At 71.0% G+C, this 24,654-nt stretch carries 19 protein-coding genes; 17 read left to right on the top strand and 2 right to left on the bottom strand.

What is annotated here, in order from left to right; genetic code table 11:
• Positions 1 to 29: 29 nt before the first annotated feature.
• The 4 genes from recG to CSC64_RS07865 all read left to right on the top strand — a co-directional run bounded on the left by recG (position 30) and on the right by CSC64_RS07865 (position 5,213).
• Positions 30 to 2,165 (top strand): ATP-dependent DNA helicase RecG, encoded by a 2,136-nt coding sequence (recG, locus tag CSC64_RS07880; RefSeq protein ID WP_162434777.1) that lies wholly within the window; start codon positions 30 to 32, stop codon positions 2,163 to 2,165.
• A gap of 148 nt (positions 2,166 to 2,313) precedes the next feature.
• Positions 2,314 to 3,255, top strand: a complete 942-nt coding sequence (locus tag CSC64_RS07875; RefSeq protein ID WP_162434776.1) for a nucleoside hydrolase — start codon at positions 2,314 to 2,316, stop codon at positions 3,253 to 3,255.
• Between the two features lie 88 nt (positions 3,256 to 3,343).
• The gene (locus CSC64_RS07870; protein ID WP_162434775.1) at positions 3,344 to 3,592 is read left to right on the top strand and encodes a type B 50S ribosomal protein L31; all 249 of its coding nucleotides are present in this window, start codon (positions 3,344 to 3,346) and stop codon (positions 3,590 to 3,592) included.
• Positions 3,593 to 3,923: 331 nt separating this feature from the next.
• Complete coding sequence (locus tag CSC64_RS07865) at positions 3,924 to 5,213, top strand: citrate synthase (RefSeq protein ID WP_162434774.1); 1,290 nt, start codon at positions 3,924 to 3,926, stop codon at positions 5,211 to 5,213.
• A gap of 118 nt (positions 5,214 to 5,331) precedes the next feature.
• On the opposite strand, the gene CSC64_RS07860 is transcribed toward CSC64_RS07865, so the two are convergent.
• Complete coding sequence (locus CSC64_RS07860) at positions 5,332 to 5,982, bottom strand: hypothetical protein (protein WP_162434773.1); 651 nt, start codon at positions 5,980 to 5,982, stop codon at positions 5,332 to 5,334.
• Between the two features lie 98 nt (positions 5,983 to 6,080).
• Positions 6,081 to 8,552: a penicillin-binding protein 1A gene (locus tag CSC64_RS07855; RefSeq protein WP_162434772.1), complete on the bottom strand. Its 2,472-nt coding sequence runs from the start codon at positions 8,550 to 8,552 to the stop codon at positions 6,081 to 6,083.
• 220 nt (positions 8,553 to 8,772) lie between these two features.
• On the opposite strand from CSC64_RS07855, the gene CSC64_RS07850 reads away from it, so the two are divergent.
• The 13 genes from CSC64_RS07850 to tkt all read left to right on the top strand — a co-directional run bounded on the left by CSC64_RS07850 (position 8,773) and on the right by tkt (position 24,493).
• Positions 8,773 to 9,831, top strand: coding sequence for a pilus assembly protein PilM (locus CSC64_RS07850; RefSeq protein ID WP_162434771.1), 1,059 nt, complete (start codon positions 8,773 to 8,775; stop codon positions 9,829 to 9,831).
• Positions 9,831 to 10,610, top strand: coding sequence for a PilN domain-containing protein (locus CSC64_RS07845; protein WP_162434770.1), 780 nt, complete (start codon positions 9,831 to 9,833; stop codon positions 10,608 to 10,610). Before CSC64_RS07850 ends, CSC64_RS07845 begins: the two co-directional genes overlap by 1 nt.
• A complete protein-coding gene (locus tag CSC64_RS07840) occupies positions 10,607 to 11,281 on the top strand; it encodes a type IV pilus inner membrane component PilO (protein ID WP_162434769.1) in 675 nt (224 codons plus the stop codon). Before CSC64_RS07845 ends, CSC64_RS07840 begins: the two co-directional genes overlap by 4 nt.
• A 29-nt stretch (positions 11,282 to 11,310) precedes the next feature.
• Positions 11,311 to 11,823, top strand: coding sequence for a pilus assembly protein PilP (locus tag CSC64_RS07835; protein ID WP_425501691.1), 513 nt, complete (start codon positions 11,311 to 11,313; stop codon positions 11,821 to 11,823).
• A gap of 15 nt (positions 11,824 to 11,838) precedes the next feature.
• Positions 11,839 to 13,698, top strand: coding sequence for a type IV pilus secretin PilQ (locus tag CSC64_RS07830; protein WP_162434767.1), 1,860 nt, complete (start codon positions 11,839 to 11,841; stop codon positions 13,696 to 13,698).
• Positions 13,699 to 13,817: 119 nt separating this feature from the next.
• Positions 13,818 to 14,816 (top strand): AAA family ATPase, encoded by a 999-nt coding sequence (locus CSC64_RS07825; RefSeq protein ID WP_162434766.1) that lies wholly within the window; start codon positions 13,818 to 13,820, stop codon positions 14,814 to 14,816.
• Positions 14,813 to 15,772 carry a DUF58 domain-containing protein gene (locus tag CSC64_RS07820; protein ID WP_162434765.1) on the top strand — a complete coding sequence of 320 codons (960 nt, stop codon included), beginning with the start codon at positions 14,813 to 14,815 and terminating at the stop codon, positions 15,770 to 15,772. The genes CSC64_RS07825 and CSC64_RS07820 overlap by 4 nt, the downstream gene beginning before the upstream one ends.
• A gap of 10 nt (positions 15,773 to 15,782) precedes the next feature.
• Positions 15,783 to 16,232, top strand: a complete 450-nt coding sequence (locus tag CSC64_RS07815; RefSeq protein ID WP_162434764.1) for a DUF4381 family protein — start codon at positions 15,783 to 15,785, stop codon at positions 16,230 to 16,232.
• Entirely contained in the window at positions 16,232 to 17,254 is a 1,023-nt protein-coding gene (locus CSC64_RS07810) for a vWA domain-containing protein (RefSeq protein ID WP_162434763.1), read from the top strand. Before CSC64_RS07815 ends, CSC64_RS07810 begins: the two co-directional genes overlap by 1 nt.
• Positions 17,251 to 19,047: a VWA domain-containing protein gene (locus tag CSC64_RS07805; protein ID WP_162434762.1), complete on the top strand. Its 1,797-nt coding sequence runs from the start codon at positions 17,251 to 17,253 to the stop codon at positions 19,045 to 19,047. Before CSC64_RS07810 ends, CSC64_RS07805 begins: the two co-directional genes overlap by 4 nt.
• A gap of 8 nt (positions 19,048 to 19,055) precedes the next feature.
• Positions 19,056 to 20,741 carry a BatD family protein gene (locus CSC64_RS07800; RefSeq protein ID WP_162434761.1) on the top strand — a complete coding sequence of 562 codons (1,686 nt, stop codon included), beginning with the start codon at positions 19,056 to 19,058 and terminating at the stop codon, positions 20,739 to 20,741.
• 148 nt (positions 20,742 to 20,889) lie between these two features.
• Positions 20,890 to 22,200 (top strand): dicarboxylate/amino acid:cation symporter, encoded by a 1,311-nt coding sequence (locus CSC64_RS07795; RefSeq protein ID WP_162434760.1) that lies wholly within the window; start codon positions 20,890 to 20,892, stop codon positions 22,198 to 22,200.
• 295 nt (positions 22,201 to 22,495) lie between these two features.
• The gene (gene tkt, locus CSC64_RS07790; protein ID WP_162434759.1) at positions 22,496 to 24,493 is read left to right on the top strand and encodes a transketolase; all 1,998 of its coding nucleotides are present in this window, start codon (positions 22,496 to 22,498) and stop codon (positions 24,491 to 24,493) included.
• The last annotated feature ends 161 nt before the right edge of the window (positions 24,494 to 24,654 follow it).

Here is a 24,654-nt window from a genome sequence, read left to right as displayed (position 1 = left end):
GACGGCGACCCCGCATCGTGGCCACGCGCATGAAGGCCGTGCGCACGCCGGCGCCCGCGCTGGCCGGTGGCGCCACGCCCGTGGCGGCGCTGCGTGGCGTCGGCGAAAGCGTCGCCGGCAAGCTCGCCGCGCGTGGGCTGGCCACGGTGCAGGACCTGTGGCTGCACCTGCCGCTGCGCTACGAGGACCGCACCCGGCTCACGCCTATCCGCGAACTGCAGCCCGGCGTGCCGGCGCAGGTCGAAGGCACGGTGGAAGCGGTCGAACGCGGCTTCCGCTACCGGCCGGTGCTGCGCGTGGCCATCGGCGACGGCTCGCGAGCCACGCTGGTGCTGCGCTTCTTCCATTTCCGCGCTGCCCAGGTGGCGCAGTTCCGCCCGGGCACGCGCCTGCGCTGCTTCGGTACGCCACGGCCGGGCCAGCACGGGCTGGAGATCGTCCACCCGAGCTATCGCGTGCTCGGCGACGACGAAGCGCCTGCGCTGGGCGAATCGCTCGATCCGGTATACCCGGCGGTCGAGGGCGTGGGCCCGGCCACATTGCGCCGGTTGGTTGGCCAGGCGCTGGACCTGCTGCCCGACGCGGATGCGCTTGAACTGCTGCCGGCGTCCACGCCCGGCATGGCCGGCCTGCCGGGACTGCGCGAATCGCTGCTGGTCCTGCACCGGCCGCCGGCCGACGCCGATCTCGCCGCGCTGGCCGCCGGCCAGCATCCGGCGCAGCGCCGCCTGGCCCTGGAAGAACTGCTCGCGCACCACCTGAGCCTGCGCCGGCAGCGGCTGGCGCAGCAGCAGCTGCATGCCCGCGCGCTCGACGGCCCCGGCGCGCTGGCCGCGCGACTGCTGCGGACCCTGCCGTTCGCGCTCACCGGCGCGCAGCGGCGCGTGTTCGAGCAGGTCCGCGCCGACCTCGCATTGCCCAATCCGATGCAGCGCCTGGTGCAGGGCGACGTGGGTTCGGGCAAGACCGTGGTCGCCGCGCTGGCTGCCACCCTGGCGGTGGAGCGCGGCTGCCAGGTCGCGCTGGCCGCGCCGACCGAACTGCTGGCCGAGCAGCACCTGGCCAACCTGAAGGCGTGGCTGGAGCCGCTGGGGATCCGCGTGGCCTGGCTGGCCGGCAAGGTCACCGGCAAGGCGCGCGCGGCCGCGCTGGCTGACGTGGCCTCGGGTGCGGCGCAGGTCGTGGTCGGCACGCATGCCTTGATGCAGGAAGGCGTGGCCTTCCACGACCTGGCCCTGGTAGTGGTCGACGAACAGCACCGCTTCGGCGTGCAGCAGCGCCTGGCCCTGCGCGACAAGGGGCCGGCGCATGGCCACGTGCCGCACCAGCTGGTGATGACCGCGACCCCGATCCCGCGCACCCTGGCAATGACCGCCTATGCCGACCTGGACGTGTCGGCGATCGACGAGCTGCCACCCGGTCGCACGCCGGTCCAGACCGTGGCGGTAAGCGCCGAGCGCCGGCCCGAACTGGTCGAGCGCATCCGCGCCGCCTGCGCCGAGGGCCGCCAGGCCTACTGGGTGTGCACCCTGATCGAAGAGCCGGAAGAGGACGCCAGGCCGGGGCAGGGCGCGCGCCTGCAGGCGCAGGCCGCCGAGCGGACCTTCGAGCAGCTGACCACCCAATTGCCGGGCCTGCGTGTGGGCCTGGTGCACGGACGGCTGAAGGGTGCGGAGAAGCAGGCGGTCATGCGCGCCTTCAAGGATGGCGCGCTCGACCTGCTGGTCGCCACCACGGTGATCGAGGTCGGCGTGGACGTGCCCAATGCCTCGCTGATGATCGTCGAGAACGCCGAACGCCTGGGCCTGGCCCAGCTCCACCAGCTGCGCGGCCGCGTGGGCCGTGGAGCGGCCGCGTCCAGCTGCGTGCTGCTGTACCAGCCGCCGCTGTCGGCGCTGGCCCGGCAACGCCTGGACGTGCTGCGGCAGAGCAACGACGGCTTCCTGATCGCCGAAAAGGACTTGGCACTGCGCGGCCCGGGCGAACTGCTCGGCACCCGCCAGACCGGCCTGGCCGCGTTCCGGATCGCCGACCTGGCCCGCGATGCCGGCCTGCTGCCGCAGGTGCATGCCCTGGCCGACCACCTGCTTTCCGGCGCTCCGGAAATCGCCGACCGGGTGGTCGCGCGTTGGGTCGGCGGGGCCGTCCGCTACGCCGGGGCGTAGAGCGGGGCTTGCCCCGCTGCTCCTGGCCGCATTGCTCCGCCATGCGTGACAGCCGGGCAAGCCCGGCTCTACGGAACCACCTCGCTCACCGGTTTGCCCTGCCCACGGGGAATGGCGACACTGGCCGGCCATTCCAGGACCGTCCCGCATGACCGAAAAGATCCCCCTGCTGATCGATACCGACCCCGGCGTCGATGACGCGCTGGCGCTGCTGATGGCGTTCCATTCCGGCGCCCACCAGGTCGTCGGGCTGACCATCGCCGCCGGCAACGTAGGCCTGGGCCACACCGTGCGCAACGCGCTCAAGCTGCGCGAAGTGGCCGGCCGCACCGATGTGCCGGTATTCGCCGGCTGCGACGGCCCGCTGGTGCACATGCCGCGCGAAGACGCCGCGCACGTGCACGGCCGCGACGGCTTCGGCGACATCGGCTATCCGGATCCTGCCGGCCGCGCCGAGGCCGAGCACGCCGCGCTGGCGATCCTGCGGCTGTCGCACGAACACGCCGGCCGCCTGCTGCTGGTCGCGCTCGGTCCGCTGACCAACCTGGCCCTGGCCCTGCGCCTGGACCCGACCCTGCCGCAGCGCGTGGCGCGGCTGGTGGTGATGGGGGGAGCGGTCACCGCCCACGGCAACATCACCCCCGGTGCGGAATTCAACGTCGGTTTCGACCCGGAGGCCGCCCACATCGTCCTGTCCGGCTTCCCGAAGTACGACCTGGCCGACTGGGAGGCGACCCTGGCCCACGGCTTCCACCATCGCCGGGTCGAGGAATGGCTGGTCGCCGACTCCCCACGCGCCGCTTTCTACGAGGCGATCTCGCGCCAGACCCGGCTCTGGTCCGAGGACCGGCGCGGCGACCACTGGCACTCGGCCGATTCGCTGGCCATGGCCTGGGCGCTGGAGCCGGAGGGTGCGCTGGAGCAGGTCGAGCGTCCGCTGGCGGTGGAAACCGGGGGGCGCGTGGCCCGCGGCCTGACCCTGGTGGACTGGAACCGGCAGACCGGCGCCGCCGACAACGCCCGGATCCTGCTGCGCTACGACCAGGCCCGGTTCGAGGCCCGGGTCCAAGCTGCACTGGCCGCCTCCTGAGCGCGCCACCCATCCCGGCCTTGCGCCGGGGTGGCTTACGCGGCTAGAATAGCTGGCTCTGTTCCGTCAACTACTTACGGTGTGCGCCATGAAGGCCGGCATCCATCCCGATTACCGCGAAGTCGTCTTCCATGACGTCACCTCCGATTTCAAGATCCTGACCCGCTCGACCCTGGCCGGCGGCGCCAAGGAAACCGTGAAGTGGGAAGACGGCAACGAATACCCGCTGGTGAAGATCGAAATCTCCTCCGCCTCGCACCCGTTCTACACGGGCAAGCACAAGGTCATGGACACCAGCGGCCGCATCGACAAGTTCCAGCGCCGCTACGCCCGCTGAACCCAACGCTGGCGTCGCCCCCGGGCAGGCGCCATGCTGGAGAACGGCCGCGCTTGCGCGGCCGTTCTGCTTGTCGAAGACCGCATCCCGGCCTGCTGCCGGGATGTGAACGGCGCCCGATGCGCGCGTGCACCGCACCGCCGTTCCTGCGGGCCGCTCCCGCAGTAGACGTATGGGCCCTCGTGGCCATACGACTTCCGTCCGGGTACTCCGGGGTATGGGTTATGCGATAATCCTCGGGATTCGTGGCGAATGCCGCGGACTCCCTCCCGCGAACGTTCCCGGCGCATCGCGCCAGGTGCCTCGCCTACCCCACAGAGGAGCGCACACCGTGTCCAATCTCGACCAGGTCACGCTGAATGCCGGCGACAAGTCGGTGGCCCTGCCGGTGCTCAAGCCGACCCTGGGCAACGACTGCATCGACATTTCGAAGCTGACCAGGGAAACCGGCCTTTTCACCTACGACTCCGGTTTCACCGCCACCGCCAGCTGCAAGTCGGCCATCACCTACATCGATGGCGACAACGGCGTGCTGCTGTACCGCGGCTACCCGATCGAGCAGCTGGCCCAGCATTCCAGCTTCCTGGAAGTGGCCTACCTGCTGATGAACGGCGAGCTGCCCACCGCGGCCGAGTTCCAGAAGTTCGAGCACGAGGTGACGCATCACACGATGATGCACGAGTCCCTGAAGAACTTCCTGCAGGGCTTCAACTACGACGCGCACCCGATGGCCATGCTGGCCGGCACGGTGGCCTCGCTGTCGGCGTTCTACCACGACACCCTGGACCTCAACGACCCGGAGCAGCGCCGCCAGGCCGCGATCCGCCTGATCGCCAAGGTGCCGACCCTGGCCGCCGCCGCCTACCGCTATTCGATCGGCTGGCCGTCGCGCTACCCGCGCAACAACCTCGATTACGTCAACCGCTTCCTGCACATGATGTTCGAGGTGCCGAGCGAGCCGCTGGAAATGAACCCGGTCGTGGCCAAGGCGCTGGACCTGCTGTTCATCCTGCACGCCGACCACGAGCAGAACGCCTCGACCTCGACCGTGCGCCTGGTCGGTTCCACCGGCGCCAATCCGTACGCGTGCATTGCCGCGGGCATCACCGCGCTGTGGGGGCCGGCGCATGGCGGCGCCAACGAGGCGGTGCTGAAGATGCTCGAGGAGATCGGTACCCCCGACAAGGTCGAGAGCGCCATCGCCAAGGCCAAGGACAAGGAGTCCGGTTTCCGCCTGATGGGCTTCGGCCACCGCGTCTACAAGAACTTCGACCCGCGCGCGAAGATCATCCGCGAGATGACCCACAAGGTGCTCGGCGAGCTGGGCGTGGACGACCCGCTGCTGGAAGTGGCAATGAAGCTGGAGGAGGCGGCGCTGCAGGACGAGTACTTCATCCAGCGCAAGCTCTATCCGAACGTCGACTTCTACAGCGGCATCATCTACAAGGCGCTGAAGATCCCGACCGAGATGTTCACTGTCATGTTCGCCATCGGCCGCACCGCCGGCTGGGTGGCGCACTGGCTGGAACAGCAGGTCGACCCGGAAGCCAAGATCGGCCGTCCGCGCCAGATCTACACCGGCTACGACGTGCGCGACTACAAGGGCATCGGGCAGCGCTGAGGCGCGACCCGGGCAGTCCCACCCGGCAGCTCCGATGGAACGCCCCGCGATGTGGGGCGTTTCCATTTGCGCACCGCGTGACCCGGCCCCGCTCTACGGGATGCGCTTGCCACCGCCGTCAGGGCAGGCCGCTTTCGTAGCCGGCGATCCCGTCTTCGGCCAGCAGCCGGCGCAGCTGGGCCAGCGAGGCGCGGCGCATCGGCCGCTCGTCCACGGCCGACAGCGGTGCCTGGCGCAGCGCGTGCAGCGGCAGCACGGTCACGTCGAAGGCCAGGTCCTCGGCGCTGAACACCCACACCGGCAGGTCGGCGACGCGCTCGCGGTCCAGGCGCAGTCGGCGGGTGCGCGAAACGGCAGGGATGCCATGTTCGTCGAGGTGGCGTGTCACCGCTTCGGCGTCGTCGCTGTAGGCGTGCAGCAGCACCGGCGAGGTCGCGTCGGCGGTGCCTTCCAGCACCGGCCCGACCAGCCGCGGCTCGAAGCCGGCGAGGAACTCCAGCGCCCGCGCCGCCGCCTCGCGCCGCCGGCGCAACGCCTGCGCCTGGCTGTCGCCGAGGAAGATGCGCTGGTACTCGCGCAGCGCCTCCTCGATCTCGCGGTTGCGCGGCAGCGAAGCGTCGTCGCGGATGCCCAGCCGCGCAGCGGCCTTGATCTTGGCCTGGTGGAAGTCGCGGATGCCGCCCTCGGCCATCAGCCGCGCGGCTTCATGGGCCAGGCGGCTGCGGCGTTCGCGGGTACGGGTCTCGGCGTGCTGGCGGGCGCGGTGCATCACGACACTCCCGGGAGAGACCTGGCCCGAATGTACCCGATCGGCGTGACGGTGCGGTCACGCCGCGATGCTGCGCCGGCTCCGTCGCGGAACCGGCGTCAGAAGATGTCGAACGCGCTTTCCTCGCTGCGCTCAGGCCCGAGGAAGTCCAGGCTGTCGCGCATCCGCTCCAGGTCCTCGACCTTCACGAACTCGGCCAGCCCGCCGCCTTCGGTGGACATGCGCCCGGTGTTGTCGACGTAGACCTTGACCATCCCCGGCGGCGGCTCGTTGGACGCGATCGGCTGGTCCTCCAGCGCCACCCGCATGTAGTCGATCCAGATCGGCAGCGCGGCCTTGCCGCCGTACTCGCGGTAGCCCAGCGACTGGAAGTCGTCGCGGCCGACCCAGACCGTGGTGACCAGCGCGCCGCCGAAACCGGAGAACCAGGCATCGCGGTGGTCGTTGGTCGAGCCGGTCTTGCCGCCCACGTCCTCGCGCCCCAGCACCTTGGCCGCGGTGCCGGTGCCGCGCTGGACCACGTCGCGCATCATCGACACCAGCTGGTAGGCGCTGCGCTCGTCGATCGCGCGCGGCGCGATCTTCGCGTCGGCCGCCACGGTCGCCGTGGCTGGCGCGACCTCGCCGGCACCGGATGCTTCGGCTGGCGCGGTGGGAGCCGCGGGCGGCGGGGCCGGTGCGCCGAAATTGAAGCCATCCACCACCTGCGGCGCGGCCACCGCCGCGCCGGTGCCCGGGGCGACGCCGCAACTGCGGCAGGCCACCGCCGGCGACTCCTTGAACAGCACCTTGCCGTCGCGATCGCGGACCTCGTCGATGAACCAGGTGTCCACCCGCGAGCCGCCGTTGGCGAACACCGCGTAGCCGCGCGCGATCGACAGCGGCGTCAGCGAGGCGGTGCCCAGCGACATCGACAGGTTCGGCGGCAGCTCGGCCTCGTCGAAGCCGAACTGGGAAATGTAGGTACGGGCGAACTGCACCCCGATCGCATCCAGCAGCCGCACCGAGACCAGGTTGCGCGACTGCACCAGCGCCTCGCGCAGCCGCATCGGGCCGCGGAAGCCGCCGCCGTCGTTCTGCGGCGACCAGGTGTTGCCGCGACGGTCGCGGAACACCACAGGAGCGTCGAGCACCATCGAGGCGGGGTTGAGTCCCTTCTCGAACGCCGCCGAATAGACGAAGGGCTTGAAGCTGGAGCCGGGCTGGCGCCGGGCCTGGGTGGCGCGGTTGAACTTGTTGCCTGCATAGCTGTAGCCGCCCACCAGGGCGCGCAGGGCGCCGTTGTTGGCGTCCAGCGAAACCAGCGCGGACTGTCCGCGCGGCACCTGGTCGAGCAGGTACTCGCCTTCCTTTTCGCCGCGCCGGACCCGGACCACGTCGCCGCGCTTGAGCAGCGCGGCCGGGTTCTTGCCGGTCCAGCGGGCAGCGGAGGCAGGCGGGGGGACCCTGCCGCCATCGGCCAGCACGACCCGGGCGCTGCCATCCTTCGACGTCCCGGCGCCCACCGCCGGCAGCAGCGCGGCCTGCGCCGGGGTCCCGGCCAGGGCCTTGGCCAGGGTGGCGTCGTCGGCGTCGGCGGCGACCTCGGCCTGGCGCTCGACCCCGTGCCAGCCATGGCGGTGGTCGTACAGGTGCAGGCCGTCGCGCACCGCCTGCTCGGCCGCGGCCTGCAGGTCGGGCAGGATCGTGGTGGGGACGTGGTAGCCGCGGGTCACCGCTTCCGGGCCGTAGCGGGCGATCATCTCCTGGCGGACCATCTCGGCCACGTAGGGCGCGGAGACCTCCACCGGTGGTTCGTGCGGGGTGGCGTGCATCGGCACCGCCTTGGCCGCGGCGGCCTCGGCGCGGCCGACGAAGCCCAGCTCGGCCATCCTGTCGAGGATGTAGTCGCGGCGGATCCGGGCGCGCTCGGGGTTGCTGATCGGGTTGCCGCTGGACGGGAACTTGGGAATGCCGGCCAGCGAGGCCATCTCGTCCAGGCTCAGCTCGTCCATCTTCTTGCCGTAGTAGTACTCGGCCGCGGCGGCCACGCCATAGGCGCGGTTGCCGAAGAAGCTCTTGTTGAGGTACAGCGCCAGGATCTCGTCCTTGCTCAGCGCCCGCTCCATCTTCATCGCCAGCAGCATCTCGGCCAGCTTGCGCTGGTAGCTGTACTCGGAGCTGAGGAAGAACTGGCGGGCGACCTGCTGGGTGATGGTCGAGCCGCCCGGGACCCGCTTGCCGTCGGTGGTGGCCAGCAGCCACACCGCCCGGGCCACGCCCTTGTAGTCCACGCCGCCGTGTTCGTAGAAGCGGGCGTCCTCGATCGCGATGAAGGCCTGGCGCAGGCGCTCCGGGACCTCGTCGATGGCGACCGGGTAACGGCGGTTCTCGCCGAAAACGGCCATCAGCCGTCCATCGGCCGCATAGACGTAGAGCGGCTCCTGCATCTCCACCGTGCGCAGGGATTCGACTTCCGGCAGGCGCGAGGACACCGCGGTATAGAGCATTCCCAGGCCGATCGCGGCCAGCAGGGCCAGGCCGGCGGACGCGATGAGCGCCCAGCGCAGCAGGCGGCGTAGACGGGACATCCGGGGATTCCGATTGCGGATTTCGCGGCCGCAGAGTATAGATTAGCCGCGGGCCATCTAAGGGGTGCCCGCCGGGGACGTTCAGGGGGAGCGGATCCGGTACCACGCGTGACAGGCATCGCAGCCTGCACATGGGGGAGTTGCCAAACCCGAAAAAACCGTTATCTAATGCGCGGGCGCAGGTTGTTAAGCCAAGTGCCTGTCGGCGTGGGGGAAAACTGTGGGGCTCATCCCGAAAAGTCAGTCGCCGCTGATTGGCGTCGACATCAGTTCGACTGCGGTCAAACTGCTGCAGCTGTCGCGCAGCGGAAACCGCTACCGCGTGGAGCATTACGCGGTCGAACCGTTGCCGCCCAATGCAGTGGTCGAGAAGAACATCGTCGAGGTCGAGGCGGTGGGCGAAGCGATTCGCCGCGCCGTCAACCGCTCCGGCACCAGGGCCAGGAACGCGGCCGCCGCGGTCGCCGGCTCGGCGGTGATCACCAAGATCATCCCGATGCCCGCCGACCTGGACGAGAACGACCTTGAAGCCCAGGTCGAGCTCGAGGCGGTCAACTACATCCCGTACCCGATCGAGGAAGTGAACCTCGACTTCGAGGTGCTCGGGGTGATGCCCAGCAACCCGGAGATGGTCCAGGTGCTGCTGGCGGCCTCGCGTTCGGAGAACGTGGAGCTGCGCGAATCGGCGCTGGAGCTCGGTGGCCTGACCGCCAGGGTGATGGACGTGGAGGCCTTCGCGATCGAGAACGCCTTCGCCCTGATCGCCGACGAGCTGCCGGTGGGCCGCGACGGCGTGGTCGCCCTGGTCGACATCGGCGCGACCATGACCACCCTCAACGTCCTGCGCGGCGGCCGCAGCCTCTACAGCCGCGAGCAGGTGTTCGGCGGCAAGCAGCTCACCGACGAGGTCATGCGCCGCTACGGCCTGACCTACGAGGAAGCCGGCCAGGCCAAGCGCCAGGGCGGGCTGCCCGAGACCTACGAGGTCGAGGTGCTGGAACCGTTCAAGGAGGCCACGGTCCAGCAGATCAGCCGCCTGCTGCAGTTCTTCTATGCCGGCAGCGAGTTCAACCGGGTCGACCAGGTGGTGCTGGCCGGCGGCTGCGCCTCGATCGTCGGCCTGCCGGAAATGGTCGAGGAGCAGCTGGGTGTGCCGACCCAGGTCGCCAACCCGCTGGCGCAGATGACCCTCGGCCCGCGCGTGCAGGCGCATGCCCTGGCCCAGGACGCCCCGGCGCTGATGATCGCCACCGGCCTGGCCCTGAGGAGCTTCGACTGATGGCACGGATCAACCTACTGCCGTGGCGCGCCGAGCGCCGCAAGCAGCGCCAGCGCGAGTTCCAGGGGATGCTGGGGCTGGCTGCGCTCGCCGGCGTGCTGCTCTCCTTCCTGGTCTGGTTCTACTTCGACCGGCAGATCAGCGGCCAGCATGAGCGCAACAGCTTCCTGCAGGCCGAGATCGCCAAGGTCCAGAAGCAGAACGAGGAGATCAAGGAGCTCGACGCCAAGAAGGACCGCCTGCTGGCCCGCAAGAAGGTCATCGAGGAGCTGCAGGCCAACCGTTCGCAGATGGTCCACCTGTTCGACTCGCTGGTGCGCACCATCCCCGATGGCGTCACCCTGGGCTCGATCAAGCAGGAGGGTGAGATCCTGACCCTGCAGGGCAACGCCCAGTCCAACGCCCGGGTCAGCGCCTACATGCGCAACCTCGAGGTGTCCGGCTGGATGACCAAGCCCGACCTGTCGATCATCGAGGTCAAGAAGGACGACAAGGCGCCGACGTCCGGCAGCAGCCGCACGCTGCCCTACAGCTTCAGCCTCAAGGTGCAGCTGGCCAATCCCAATGCGACGGCCGAGGGCGGGGTGCCGCTGGGTACGGCCGCGGTCGACCCGGCTGCCGTTGATGCTGCCGCCACGCCGGCGCCTGCGGCCACGACTCCGGCACCGGCACCGGCACCGGCCTCCGTGCCCGCAGGCGAGGGAGCCACGCCGCCCGCTGCCCCTGCGCCTGAGCAACAGCAACCGGCCACGCAGACCGACGGGAGGCCGGCGTCATGAGCCAGAAGAAGAAGATCAAACTCAGCGACCTGGACTTCAACAACATCGGTGGCTGGCCGCAGCAGGCGAAGATCGTCTTCTGCGTGCTGCTGGCGCTGTTCATCCTGGTCATGGCCTACCTGCTGTTGATCCGCGGCAAACGCGAGGAACTGCAGGGGCTGGAGAGCCAGGAATCGACGCTGCGCGCCCAGTTCGAGGACGAGCAGGGCAAGGCCGCCAACCTGGAGCCGCTGCGCCAGCAACTGGCGCAGATGGAGCAGGTCCTGCAGCAGATGCTCAGGCAACTGCCGAGCAAGACCGAGATGCCGGACCTGATCATCGACATTTCGCAGACGGCCCTTTCCAGCGGCCTGGCCAACGAGCTGTTCCAGCCGGGCCCGGAGACGCCGAAGGAGTTCTACGCGGAGAAGCCGATCGCGCTGCGCATGGTCGGCAACTACCACCAGTTCGGCGCCTTCGTCAGCGGCGTGGCCTCGCTGCCGCGCGTGGTGATCCTGACCATGCATGACATCCAGCTGCAGCCCAAGGAAGGCAAGACCATCACCCGCGGCGGCGCGCTGGAGCTGTCCGGTACGGTCAAGACCTACCGTTATCTGGACGAACTGGAAATCTCCGAGCAGGAGAAGGCGGCACAAGCCGGCAATGGCGCAACGACGGGGGGCGGCGCATGATCCTGGATCGCAACCGTGGGGCGCTGCGCATGCTGGCCGCCTCGCTGCTGGTGCTCAGCCTGGGCGCCTGCGGCCGCGGCGTGACCAGCACGCCGGGCGACGCGCCGAACCTGGAGAAGTGGGTGGCCGACGTGCGTGCGCGTCCCGCGCCGCCGCTGGAGCCGCTGCCGGTGATGCAGCAGTTCGAGACCTTCGAATACGCCGCACAGGACCTGCGCGACCCGTTCAGCGACGCCTGGAGCAATTCGGACGGAGCCGGCGGCCTGAGGCCGGACCCGAACCGGCGCAAGGAACCGCTGGAGCAGTACCCGCTGGACAGCCTGGACATGGTCGGCACGATCGGTGCCGGTGGTGGCCTGGTGGCGCTGGTGATGGCCCCGGACCGGGTGACCCACCGGATCCTGCCGGGTGCCTACCTGGGCCAGGCCGACGGGCGGGTGACGTCGGTGCAGGAAGACAAGATAGAACTGGTTGAACTTGTGCCGGATGGTGCGGGCGGCTGGCTGGAACGTCCGGCCTCCATCGCGCTCGAAGATCAATGATTGGGGGATAGCACGATGACCTTTACCAATGCCCAGAGCCTGCGCACGCATCGGCGCCCGCCGATCATCCGGGCCTGCGGCCTGGGCCTCGCGCTGGCCCTGACCGTACCCGGTCTCGCCGCCGCTCCGGCCGCGCAGTCCACCGTGGCCTCCCAGGCCACGACGACCGCCAAGTCGAAGGTGTCCGCAATCGACTTCAAGCGTGGCGACGGCGGCGCGGGCCGGCTGATCCTGCGCTTCGACGGTGACGGCGTGGCCCCCGACCTGAGGAACCAGGACGGCAGCGTGGTGGTGGACGTGGCCAACGCCACCCTGCCGGCCGAGCTGCAGCGCCCGCTCAACGTCACCGACTTCGCCACGCCGGTGCAGCGCATCGACGCCAAGCCCTACGGTGGCGGCACCCAGCTGGTGCTGAGCACCCGCGGCGACTACGAGTCGCTGGCCTACCAGACCGGCAACGAGTACGTGGTCGAGATCGCCCCGCGCGCCAGCGCAACGGCGGTCGGCGCGGTCAGCGGCGCGGCGGTCGCCAGTGCCCAGGCGAAGCTGGCCAAGCAGGGCTATTCCGGCCGGCCGGTGACCTTCAACTTCCAGGACGTGCCGGTTCGCACCGTCCTGCAGCTGATCGCCGAAGAGTCCAACCTGAACATCGTGGCCTCGGACACGGTGACCGGCAACGTGACCCTGCGCCTGGTCAACGTGCCCTGGGACCAGGCGATGGACATCGTCCTGCGCGCCAAGGGCCTGGACAAGCGTCGCGACGGCAGCGTGGTCTGGGTCGCGCCGCAGCCCGAGCTGGCCGCGTTCGAGAAGGCCAAGGAAGATGCGCGCATCGACCTGGAGAACCGCGTCGATCTGGTCACCGACTACATCCAGATCAACTACCACAACGCCGCGGCGATCTTCAAGGCGCTGACCGAGGCCAAGGGCATCGGCAACCAGGGTGGCGGCGGTGGCGGTGGCGGCAACGACCAGGAGAACGGCTTCCTGTCGCAGCGCGGCCGCATCGTCGCCGACGAGCGCACCAACACCCTGATGATCAGCGACATCCCGAAGAAGGTCGCGCAGATGCGCGAGCTGATCAACGTGATCGACCGCCCGGTCGACCAGGTGCTGATCGAGAGCCGCATCGTCATCGCCACCGACAGCTTCGCCCGCGACCTGGGCGCGCGCTTCGGCGTGTCGGGTTCGCGCCAGTACGGTGACAACACCGCGATCATCGGCAGCTCGGTGGCGGGCAACAACACCGGCACGCCTGGCCTGAACTTCAACCTGCCGGCGACCACTGCCAGCGGCACCAACGTGAGTTCGCTTGCCTACACCCTGCTGGGCACGAATTTCTCCATTGATCTCGAACTGTCCGCCCTGCAGCAGGAAGGCCGCGGCGAAGTGCTGTCCAACCCGCGCGTGGTCACCTCCAACCAGCGCGAGGCGATCATCCGCCAGGGCCGCGAGGTCGGCTACGTGACCCTGACCGGTGGCGGCAACCAGGCCTTCCCGACCCCGACCGTCGAGTTCAAGGACGTGGTGCTCGAGCTGAAGGTCACCCCGACCATCACCAGCGACGACCGCGTCTTCATGGCGGTCCACGTGACCAAGGACGAGGTCCTGCGCTACATCGACACCAGCATCGGCCAGGTGCCGGAAATCGCCACCCGCGAGATCAATACCGCGGTGCTGGTCGACGACGGCCAGACCGTGGTGATCGGCGGCGTGTACGAGTTCACCGACGCCAACAGCGTGGCCAAGGTGCCGTTCCTCGGCAACGTGCCCTTCGTCGGCGCCTTCTTCAAGAAGACCAGCCGCACCAAGGAAAAGGCCGAGCTGCTGATCTTCCTGACCCCGAAGGTCATGCGCGTCGAAAAGCGCGCCTGAGGAGCCGCCGGCCGACGGTCGGGATAGCACGACAGATGACGGGGCCTGCGGGCCCCGTCGCTTTTCCGGCGTTCAGCGGCCGGGGAACTCGACAGCCACGATCGGGTCAGAATGCCGCCATGGATAACCTGCCTCCCCCGCTTCCCGCCGGCGGCCTGCACGCCGCCTTCGCCACCCTGCGCGACAACCTCGCCGCGGCCATCGTCGGCCAGGCGGCGCTGGTCGAGCGCCTGCTGGTCGCGCTGCTCGCCGACGGCCACCTGCTGGTCGAGGGCGCGCCCGGCCTGGCCAAGACCACCGCGATCCGGACCCTGGCCGCGCACCTGGAAGCGGACTTCGCCCGGGTGCAGTTCACCCCGGACCTGCTGCCGGCCGACCTGACCGGCACCGAGGTCTGGCGCCCGCAGGAAGGCCGCTTCGAGTTCCAGCAAGGCCCGGTGTTCCACTCGTTGCTGCTCGCCGACGAGATCAACCGCGCCCCGGCCAAGGTCCAGTCCTCGCTGCTGGAGGCGATGGGCGAACGCCAGGTCACCGTGGGCCGCCACACCTATGCGCTGCCGCCACTGTTCCTGGTGATGGCCACCCAGAACCCGATCGAGCAGGAGGGCACCTTCCCGCTGCCCGAGGCGCAGCTCGACCGCTTCCTCATGCACGTGCGCATCGGCTATCCCGATGCCGAGGTGGAAACCGAGATCCTGCGCCTGGCGCGCGAACGCTCGCGGCAGGCGCTGCATGCACCGCCGGAGCCGGTGGCGCGCATGCCGCAGGCGCAGGTGTTCGCCGCGCGCGAACAGGTCCTGGACCTGCACGTGGCCCCGGCGCTGGAGCGTTACCTGGTCGAACTGGTGCTGGCCTCGCGCGATGCCGGCCGCTACGACGCCGCGCTCGCCCGGCGCATCGCCTGGGGCGCCAGTCCGCGCGGTTCGATCGCGCTGGAACGCTGCGCGCGGGTGCGGGCATGGCTGGCCGGCCGCGACTTCGTCACCCCCGAGGACGTGCGCGCGGTCGCCCCGGACGTGCTGCGCCACCGCGTGCTGCCCAGCTACGAGGCCCTGGCCGAAGGCTGGGACGGCGACCGCCTGGTCGCCGCGCTGCTGGAAAGGGTGCCGACGCCGTGAGCGCGCCCGGCCCGGCGCCCGCCGTGGCCGATGCCGCGCAGGAAGGCATCGTGCCGACGCTGGCCGAACTGGTCGCGCTGCGCGCCCAGGTCCAGCGCGTGCCCCTGCCACGGCGCGGCCGCCACGGCGTGCATGGCCCGGCGCCGTCGAGCCTGCGTGGCCGCGGCATGGAATACGCCGAATCGCGGGAATACACGATCGGCGACGACGTGCGCCGGATGGACTGGCGGCTGACTGCGCGCAGCGGCCGCGCCCACACCAAGCTGTTCCAGGCCGAACGTGAACGCCTGACCCTGCTGGTCGCCGACACCGCGCCGGAGCTGTACTTCGGCACGCGCACACGCTTCAAGTCGGTGCAGGCCGCGCGTGCCGGCGCGGTAGCGGTGTGGTCGGCGCTGCAGTCCGGCGACCGGATCGCCGCGCTGCGTGGCGGCGAGCCGGCGATCCCGCCGGCCACCGGCCTGCGCGGTGCGATGCGCGTGCTGGACGCGCTGGCGCGCTGGTACGCGCGACCACCTCGGGAAGACGCGGGGCTGGAGGTCGCGCTCGAACATGCGCAGCGCCTGCTGCGACCTGGTGCGCAGCTGGTGGTGCTGGCCGACGCCGGCAGCGCCGCGCAGGTGCCCTCGCTGCGCTGGACCGCGCTGGCGCGCCACCACCAGGCCACCCTGGTGTTGTTGCAGGATCCGCTGGAAACCGCGCCGCCGCGCCGTGACCTGTCCTTCATCGCCGGCGCGCGACGTCTGCAGTTGCCGCTTGGCAACGCTGGCGTGCGCCAGCGCTGGAACCGTGCCTTCGTGCAACCGGCGCAGGAACTGGCGCGCACGCTGCCGGCACGGGGCTGGCAGGTGCGCACGCTGGCTACCGACGTCGACAGCACCCACTGGCTGCGCCCACGCGATGCCGCGGCCGTGGCGGAAGCGATGGCCGTACCCGTCACCGCGGGCATGGATTGAGGACGGCCGCATGGATCCGGCCAGCCTGCCGCTGCGCGACGTGCACCTGCCGCCATCGCCACCGTGGTGGCCACCGGCACCCGGCTGGTGGTGGCTGGCCGCGGCCTTGCTGCTGCTCGCCTGCGGCTGGGCGGGCTGGCACCTGTGGCGCGCCGCGTGCCGGCGCCGCTGGCTGCGCTGGTTCGACGCCGACACTTCGCATGGCACCTTGCCGGAACAGCTGGCGGCGATGTCCGTACTGTTGCGCCGCGCAGCGCGCCACCGGCGTCCCGGCAGCGAACTGCTGCAGGGAGACGAATGGCTGCGATTCCTCGACGGTGCGCGCGGCCAGGCATTCAGCGCCGGTGCCGGCAGCCTGCTGCTCGACGGCGGCTTCCGCCTGCAGCTGGACCCGTCGGCGTTCGCGGCCGCACGTGCCGTGGCGCGCGCGCGGTTCCTCGAACTGATGGAAGGCCGCTGATGGACGCCTGGTGGTCCGCCTGGCAGGACGGTTTCGCGGGCTTCGCCTGGCCATGGGCATGGGCGCTGCTGCCGTTGCCGGTCCTCGTCCACCTGCTGCTGCCGCCGCGGCGCAGCGCGGCGCCGGCGCTGCGCGTGCCTTGGGGGCGCCGCCTCGACGGCGTGGCCGCGGCGACGGGCGCGGACCGGCTGCGCGTGGCCTGGCTGCTGCCGCTGCTGGCCTGGGCGCTGCTGTGCGCGGCGGCCGCGCGGCCGCAGCAGCTCGGCCCGGCGCAGGTGCCGCCGCGCGAGGCACGGCAGATGCTGCTGGCGGTAGACCTGTCCGGCAGCATGAGCGAGACCGACATGGAGCTGGGCGGCCGGCCGGTGGACCGGCTGACCGCGGCCAAGGCGGTGATCGCCGACTTCCTCGACCGCCGCGCCGGCGACCGCGTCGGCCTGCTGGTGTTCGGCCAGCGCGCGTACATGCTCACGCCACTCACCCTGGACCGCGATTCGGTGCGCCAGCAACTGCGCGACAGCGTCGCCGGCCTGGCTGGGCGCGAGACCGCGATGGGCGACGCGATCGGGCTGGCGGTCAAGCGCCTGCGCGAACAGCCCGAAGGCCAGCGCGTGCTGGTGCTGCTCACCGACGGCGTCAACACCGCCGGCGTGCTCAAGCCGCTCAAGGCTGCCGAACTGGCCCAGGCCGAAGGCGTGCGCGTGCACACCATCGCCTTCGGCGGCAGCGGTTCGTTTTCCTTCTTCGGCGTGCCGCTGCCGGTGCAGCGCGGCGAGGAAGTGGACGAGGACACGCTGCGCGAGGTGGCGCGGATGACCGGCGGCCAGTTCTTCCGCGCCCGGGATACTGCCGAGCTCGCCGGCATCTACGCGGAACTGGACCGGCTCGAACCGCTGGCGGTGGCCGCGGCCCCGGTGCGGCCGCGGATCGAACGCTATCCGTGGCCACTGGGCGCTGCGCTGCTGCTGGCGCTGGCCGGTTGGCCGCTGCTGCGCGCGGGCGCGGAAAGGCGCGCGGCATGAGCGGTTGGCTGCAGCTTCCAGAACTCCATTTCCAGCGGCCGATGTGGCTGTGGGCGCTGCTGTTGGTGCCGCTGCTGTGGCTGCTGTGGCGTCGCCATCGCCAGCAGGGCTGGCGCGACGTGGTCGACGCGCACCTGCTGCCGCACCTGGTCGAACCCGGACGCAGCCGTGCCGGCCTGCGCGTGGCCGGTGTCTCGCTGGCGCTGGCCCTGGCGATCGTGGCGTTGTCGGGTCCCGGCTGGCGACAGGAGGAGCGGCCGCACTGGGAGTCGCGCGCGCCGCTGGTGATCGCGCTGGACCTGTCGTCGTCGATGCTCACGCCCGCCCTGCCGCCGGCGCGGCGGGCGCAGGCGCGGGCCAAGATCGACCCGCTGCTGCGCGAACGCCAGGGTGGCGAGGTCGGCCTGGTCGCCTGGGCCGGCGACGCCTACACCGTCGCGCCGCTCACCGCCGACGCCGGCAACATCGCCCTGTTCCTCGATGCGCTGCAGCCGGACGTGATGCCGGAGGACGGCCACAACATCGAACGCGCGATCACCCATGCGGCCACGCTGCTGCACCAGGCCGGTTTCGAACGCGGCGACATCCTGCTGGTGACCGGCGAAGCCGATGCGGCCGCGGGCAACATCGCCGCGGCGGTGGCGGGGCAGGGCTATCGCGTCTCGGTGCTCGGCCTGGGCAGCCCGGTGGGCGCCATGTACCGCGATGCGGGCGACGTCGTGCGCACGGCCCGGCTCGACGAATCCTCGCTGCGTGCGCTGGCTGCCGCCGGTGGTGGCCGCTATGCGACCCTGGGCGTGGACCAGGACGATCTGCATGCGCTGGGCGTGCTCGATCCGGCCAGCGAAGTGGCCAACGAACGCGACGGCGGCGAGCGGGTTTGGCTGGACCAGGGCTACTGGCTGCTGCTGCCGTTGCTGCTGTTGGCCGCGCTGGCGTTCCGGCGCGGCGCCGGCGTGCTGGCGGCGTTGCCGCTGGCCCTGCTGCTGTCGTTGCCTGCGCCTGCGCAGGCACAGGCCGTCGGGAGCGCGGGCGATGGCTGGTGGCGGCGCGCCGACCAGCAGGCGCAGAAGCAGCTCGAGCGCGGCGTGGATGCCTATCGCGACGGTGATTTCGCGGCCGCCGGAGAGGCCTTCGCCGGTGCCACCGCGCGCGGTGCCGAGGCCGAGTACAACCTGGGCAACGCGCTGGCGCGGCAGGGCCGCTACGACGATGCGATCGCCGCCTACGACCGCGCCCTGGCGCAGACGCCGGCGATGGAGGACGCGATCGCCAACCGACGCATCGTCGACGAGGCGCGCAAGCGCCAGCCGCCGCAGGGCGGACAGGGACAGCAGGACCAGGACACGCAGGACGGAAAGGACGGGCAGGACCAGGACAGCCAGAAGGATCCGCAACAGGACCGGCAAGGCCGCCAGCAACAATCCACGGACCAGGACCCGGGACAGGAGCAGGGCGATCCCGGGTCCAGGCCGGAGGAAGACGGCGAGCAACCGCAGGGCCAGTCCCCGCAGTCCGCGTCGTCGCCGCCACCGAAGGCCGAGGACGCCCAGGCGCGCCAGCGCCAGGAACAGGCCGACCGCGAACAACGCGAACGCATGCAGCAGGCGCTGCAGCAGGGCGGCGACAGGCAGCAATCGCCGCCGTCCGCCCAGCCGCAGGAAGATGCGCAGGCACGCGAACAGCGCCAGGCGCGCGAAGCCTGGTTGCGGCGCGTGCCCGACGATCCCGGCGGCCTGCTGCGCGCCAAGTTCCGCCTCGAACAGGAACGCCGCCAGCGCGAGGGGCGATGACCAGGAACATGCATCCCGTGCCGAACCCCGATCCACGCCGCAGCGGCGCCTTGCCGCGCATCGCCCGTTTCTTCGTGGCGCTGCTGCTCGCCGCCCTCGCCACGCTGCCGCCGGCGCAGGCCGAGACCCGTGCCTGGCTCGACCGCGCCACCGTGGCGGTCGGCGAGGCGGTGACCCTCAACATCGAGACCGACCAGCCCGGCGTCGCCCCGGACTACACGCCGCTGCAGGCCGACTTCACCCTCGGCGAGCCGTACCGCAGCGCCGGATCCGGCGGCGACACCCTGTTCGGCATCGCCCTGACCCCGCGTCGTGGCGGAGTGGTGGAACTGCCGGCGCTGCGCGTCGGCGCCGAGAGCACCGCGCCGCAGCGCCTGCAGGTATCCGCGGCGCCGGTGCCGCGTGGCGACGTGTTCGTGGAGTCGCGGGTCGACGAAGCGTCGCCCTACGTGCAGCAGAGCGTAGGCCTGACCGTGCGCCTGTACTACGCCACTCCGCTGCTGTCCGGCGAGCTGGTCCAGGACGCGCCCGACGGCGCCTCGCTGCAGCGCATCGGCGACGACGTACAGAGCAGCCGCGAGGTCAACGGCCGCCGCTACCGCGTGCTCGAGCGCCGCTACCTGCTGGTGCCCGAGCGCAGCGGCGAATTGCCGCTGCCGCCCGCGCGCTTCCGCGGGCAGGGTGCAGGCGGCTTCTTCGAGGACTTCTTCGGCGGCAGCCGCGAGCTTGCGGCGGAGAGTGCAGCACAGGCCCTGCAGGTGCGCGCGCAACCCGATGGCGCGCCGCAGCCCTGGCTGCCGCTGCGCGGCCTGCGCCTGCGCTACCTGTCCACACCCTCGCAGGCGCGTGCCGGCGAGGCGGTGGACGTGGTGGTGGAGGCAGTGGCCGAGGGCGCCACCGCCGCCCAGTTCCCGGAAATCCCGGCGCCGCAGGTCGCCGGTGCCCAGGTGTTCGCCGAGCGCGCCGAGAGTACCGAGCGCTTCATCGACGGCAGCCCGCAGCTGACCGTGGTGCGCCGCTTCTCGGTGGTACCGCTGCAGGCCGGCGCGCTGCGCGTGCCCGGGCCGAGGCTGGACTGGTGGGACACGGCGTCCGGGAGCGCGCGCGTGGCGATGCTGCCGGAGCTGCGGCTGGACGTGGCGGCCGCGGGTGTCGCGGGCGATGCCGGGCAGGCCGCCGTACCGGCGCAGGTGCCGCCGGCCACCGGCGCACCGCTTTCCGACGCGGGGGCGCCTGCGCCGATGCAACCGGCCGCACGCCCCTGGGCCTGGCTGGCACTGGTCTTTGCGTTGCTGTGGCTGGCCACGCTGGCCTGGCTGTTGTGGTCGCGGCGGCGGCCGGCATCCGGCGCCGTGGCCATGGCCGGCGCGGTCGACGCCGTGCGTGCCGGTGCGCGCCCGGTCGTCGCCGACCTGCGCCGCGCGCTGGATGCCGGCAGCTTCGACGACGCGGTTTCGCTGCTGCGGCGCATGGCCGCGCCCGAGGCGGCGGACCTGGACGAGGTGCTGGCGCGCCTGGACGACCCGGTCCAGCGCGACGCGCTGCAGGCGATGCGGCGTGCGCTGTGGGCTGGCGAGGGGCAGCCGGCCGCGGCACGGGCGGCGCTGCGCACGGCCTTCCGCGATGGACCGCGCTGGCGCGCCGCCATGCCGGCAACCGTTGCACCGCTGCCGCCGCTGTATCCACCGCGTTGACGGCAGGCGTGCCGGGCCGCGAGGGCGCCCGGGCGCGTCGCGGTCCTTGACGAGCGGGGCACGCGCCCACGCTGGAGTGGCATGCACCGCACTGAAGCGGCCGCCGCCGGTTTGTTAAGCTGCGCGCTGCCTACTCCGGAAGCCCTGCATGACCGCCACTGCACGCCGTCCCTGGCCGATGCCATGGAAGATGGGCCTGGGTTTCGCCCTGGGCCTGGTGCTGGGCCTGATCGTCCACCTCACCGGTGCGGAAGCGGCCTGGGTCAAGATCTTCACCGACTGGGTGACCACCCCGGCGTCGCGCCTGTTCCTCAACCTGATCTTCATGCTGATCGTGCCGCTGCTGTTCTCGGCGCTGGTGATCGGCATCGCCGAGATGGGCGACATCCGCGCCCTGGGCCGGATCGGCTGGAAGACCCTGTCGTACACCGTGGTGCTCTCCGGCGTGGCGGTGCTGCTGGGCCTGGTCCTGGTGAACCTGTTCAAGCCCGGCGCGGGCGTGGACCCGGAACTGGCGCAACAGCTGCTGGTGCAGAACGCCGACCGCAGCCGCGAGATCGTGGCCAGCGTAGACAGCCAGCCGCGCGGCATGGACATGCTGCTGTCGATCGTGCCCAGCAACGTGGTCGACGCGGCCTCCAGCAATGCCTCGATCCTGGCGCTGATGTTCTTCGCGGTGATGTTCGGCGTGGGCATGGTCCTGGTCGACGCGGAGAAGGTGTCCACGCTCAAGCGCGGCATCGAGGGCGTGTTCGAGATCTCGATGACCCTGATCGGGCTGGTGATCCGGCTGGCGCCGTATGCGGTGTTCTGCTTCATGTTCAACCTGGCGGCGATCTTCGGCTTCGACCTGCTGGTGCGGTTGGGCGCGTATGTCGGGGTAGTGGTGCTGGCGCTGGCGCTGCACATGTTCGGCACCTACTCGCTGGCGGTGCGGATGACCGGGCGTTCGCCGCTGAAGTTCTTCCGCGACATCCAGGAAGCGGCGGTGATGGCGTTCTCCACCGCCTCCAGCAACGCCACCCTGCCCACCGCGCTGCGCGTGGCCGACCAGATGGGGCTGCCGCAGAAGGTCTCGCGCTTCGTGCTCACCGTGGGCGCCACCGCCAACCAGAACGGCACCGCGCTGTTCGAGGGCGTGACGGTGATCTTCCTGGCCCAGTTCTTCGGCGTGGACCTGACCCTGGGCCAGCAGTTCATGGTGATGCTGGTGTGCATCCTCGGCGGCATCGGCACCGCCGGCGTGCCCTCGGGCTCGCTGCCGGTGGTGGCGCTGATCTGCGCGATGGTCGGGGTGGACCCGATCGGCATCGGCCTGATCCTGGGCGTGAACCACTTCCTGGACATGTGCCGGACCACGCTCAACGTCAGTGGCGACCTGACCCTGGCCACCCTGGTGGCGCACGGCGAGACCGACGCCGCGCTCCCCGACCCGGCCCCCGCCTCCCGCCCCCTGTAGGAGCCCACTTCAGGGGGCGACCCGACGCCATCTGAAGGTGCCGCGTTCAACGCGCCACCTCCGGATCGGCCGCGTCTAACGCCACGGTGTTCCTGCCGCCCGGGGTCGCCCCCTGAAGTGGGCTCCTACAGGGGGCTTCGGGGGGACCGGCTCCACCGCACTCCGGGATCCCGCTCCGGCCGCCTGCGGCTTTCCGGGCGTTTTTCCCGCCACGCGGGACAGGACCGGACAGGGGTGGGACAATGGGCGGCCCGCAGCGCCGCGGGTGCCTTCCAGACCCCCCACACGCCAAGACATGACGACGCCGACCCGCCGACAGCTCGCCAACGCCATCCGTTTCCTCGCCGCCGATGCGGTCGAGGCCGCCAAGTCCGGCCACCCCGGCATGCCGATGGGCATGGCCGACATCGCCGAAGTGCTGTGGAACGACTACCTGCGGCACAACCCGGCCGACCCGGGCTGGTACGACCGCGACCGCTTCGTGCTGTCCAACGGCCACGGCTCGATGCTGCACTACGCGCTGCTGCACCTGAGCGGCTACGACCTGCCGCTGGACGAGCTCAAGCGCTTCCGCCAGCTGCACAGCAAAACTGCCGGCCATCCGGAGCGCCACGAGACCCCGGGCGTGGAGACCACCACCGGCCCGCTGGGGCAGGGCTTCGCCAACGCGGTCGGGTTCGCCCTGGCCGAGAAGCTGCTGGCGCAGCGCTACAACCGGCCGGACTTCGACCTGGTCGACCACCGCACCTGGGTGTTCATGGGCGACGGCTGCATGATGGAGGGCGTCTCCCACGAGGCCGCCTCGCTGGCCGGTACCTGGGGCCTGGGCAAGCTGACGGCGTTCTGGGACGACAACGGCATCTCCATCGACGGCGAGGTGCACGACTGGTTCACCGACGACACGCCAGCGCGCTTCGAGGCCTACGGCTGGCACGTGGTCCGCGATGTCGACGGCCATGACCCGGCGGCGATCAAGGCCGCGATCGACGCGGCGCTGAAGGTCGCCGACAAGCCGAGCCTGGTCTGCTGCAGGACCGTGATCGGCTTCGGCGCCCCGCACAAGGCCGGCAAGGAAGAGTCGCACGGCGCGCCGCTGGGCAAGGACGAGATCGAAGGCACGCGCCAGGCGCTGGACTGGCCGCATGCGCCGTTCGAGGTGCCGCAGGAGATCTACGCCGGCTGGCGCAGCGGCGCCGGCGCGCAGGACCAGGCGCAGTGGCAGCAGCGCTTCGACGCCTATGCGAAGCAGCACCCGGAGGCGGCCGCCGAGTTCGCGCGTCGCTGCAGCGGCGAGCTGCCGGGCGATTTCATTGAAAAGGCCGACGCCTTCATCGCCCAGGTCCAGGCCGAGGGCGCGAACATCGCCTCGCGCAAGGCCTCGCAGAACGCGATCGGCGCCTTCGCTCCGCTGCTGCCGGAAATCATCGGCGGCTCGGCCGACCTGGCCCCGTCCAACCTGACCCAGTGGAAGGCCAGCAAGCCGGTGACCGAAGCCGACCCGGGCGCCAACTACATCCACTACGGCGTGCGCGAGTTCGGCATGAGCGCGATCGCCAATGGCCTGGCCCTGCATGGCGGCTTCCTGCCGTTCGACGCGACCTTCCTGGTGTTCAGCGACTACGCGCGCAACGCGCTGCGGATGAGCGCGCTGATCCCGGCGCACGTGATCCACGTCTACACCCACGACTCGATCGGCCTGGGCGAGGACGGCCCGACCCACCAGCCGGTCGAGCACCTGGCCTCGCTGCGCTACATCCCCAACAACGACGTGTGGCGCCCGTGCGACGCGGCCGAATCGGCGGTGGCGTGGAAGGCGGCGATCCTGCGCAGCGAAGGCCCCAGCGTGCTGGTGTTCAGCCGCCAGAACCTGCCGGCGCAGCCGCGCAGCGGGGCGCAGCTCGCGCTGGTGGAGCGGGGCGGCTACGTGCTGGCCGACGCCGAGGGCGGCGCGCCGGACGTGATCCTGATCGGTACCGGTTCGGAAGTGTCGCTGGCGATGGAAGCCAAGGCGATGCTGGATGCGGCAGGGGTGAAGACGCGCGTGGTGTCGATGCCCTCGACCGAGGTGTTCGACCGCCAGGACGCGGCCTACCGCGAGTCGGTGCTGCCCAACGCCGTGCGCAGGCGCGTGGCGGTGGAGGCGGGCGTGAGCGACTTCTGGCGCAAGTACGTCGGCCTGGACGGCGCGGTGGTCGGCCTGGACCGCTTCGGTGCCTCGGCGCCGGCCGGCGACCTGTACAGGTACTTCGGCATCACCACCGACAAGGTGGTCGAGGCGGCCAAGGCGCTCTGAAGTCGTGCAAAAAGGTGCAAAAAGGGGGCGGAGGCTGAGGTTTCCCCAGGTTTCCCTTTTCCGGATCAATGACTTGCGCTGATCCTGGTTTGCAAGAGCGCGCGCATGGCGCGATCTTCGTGGTTACCAGACCAATGAGGATCGCAGACCATGCGCGCAAC

Source organism: Pseudoxanthomonas koreensis (assembly GCF_010093225.1).
GTDB lineage: Bacteria > Pseudomonadota > Gammaproteobacteria > Xanthomonadales > Xanthomonadaceae > Pseudoxanthomonas > Pseudoxanthomonas koreensis.
The sequence above is the reverse complement of the archived record's forward strand: the minus strand, read 5'-3'. Positions and strand labels throughout refer to the sequence as shown.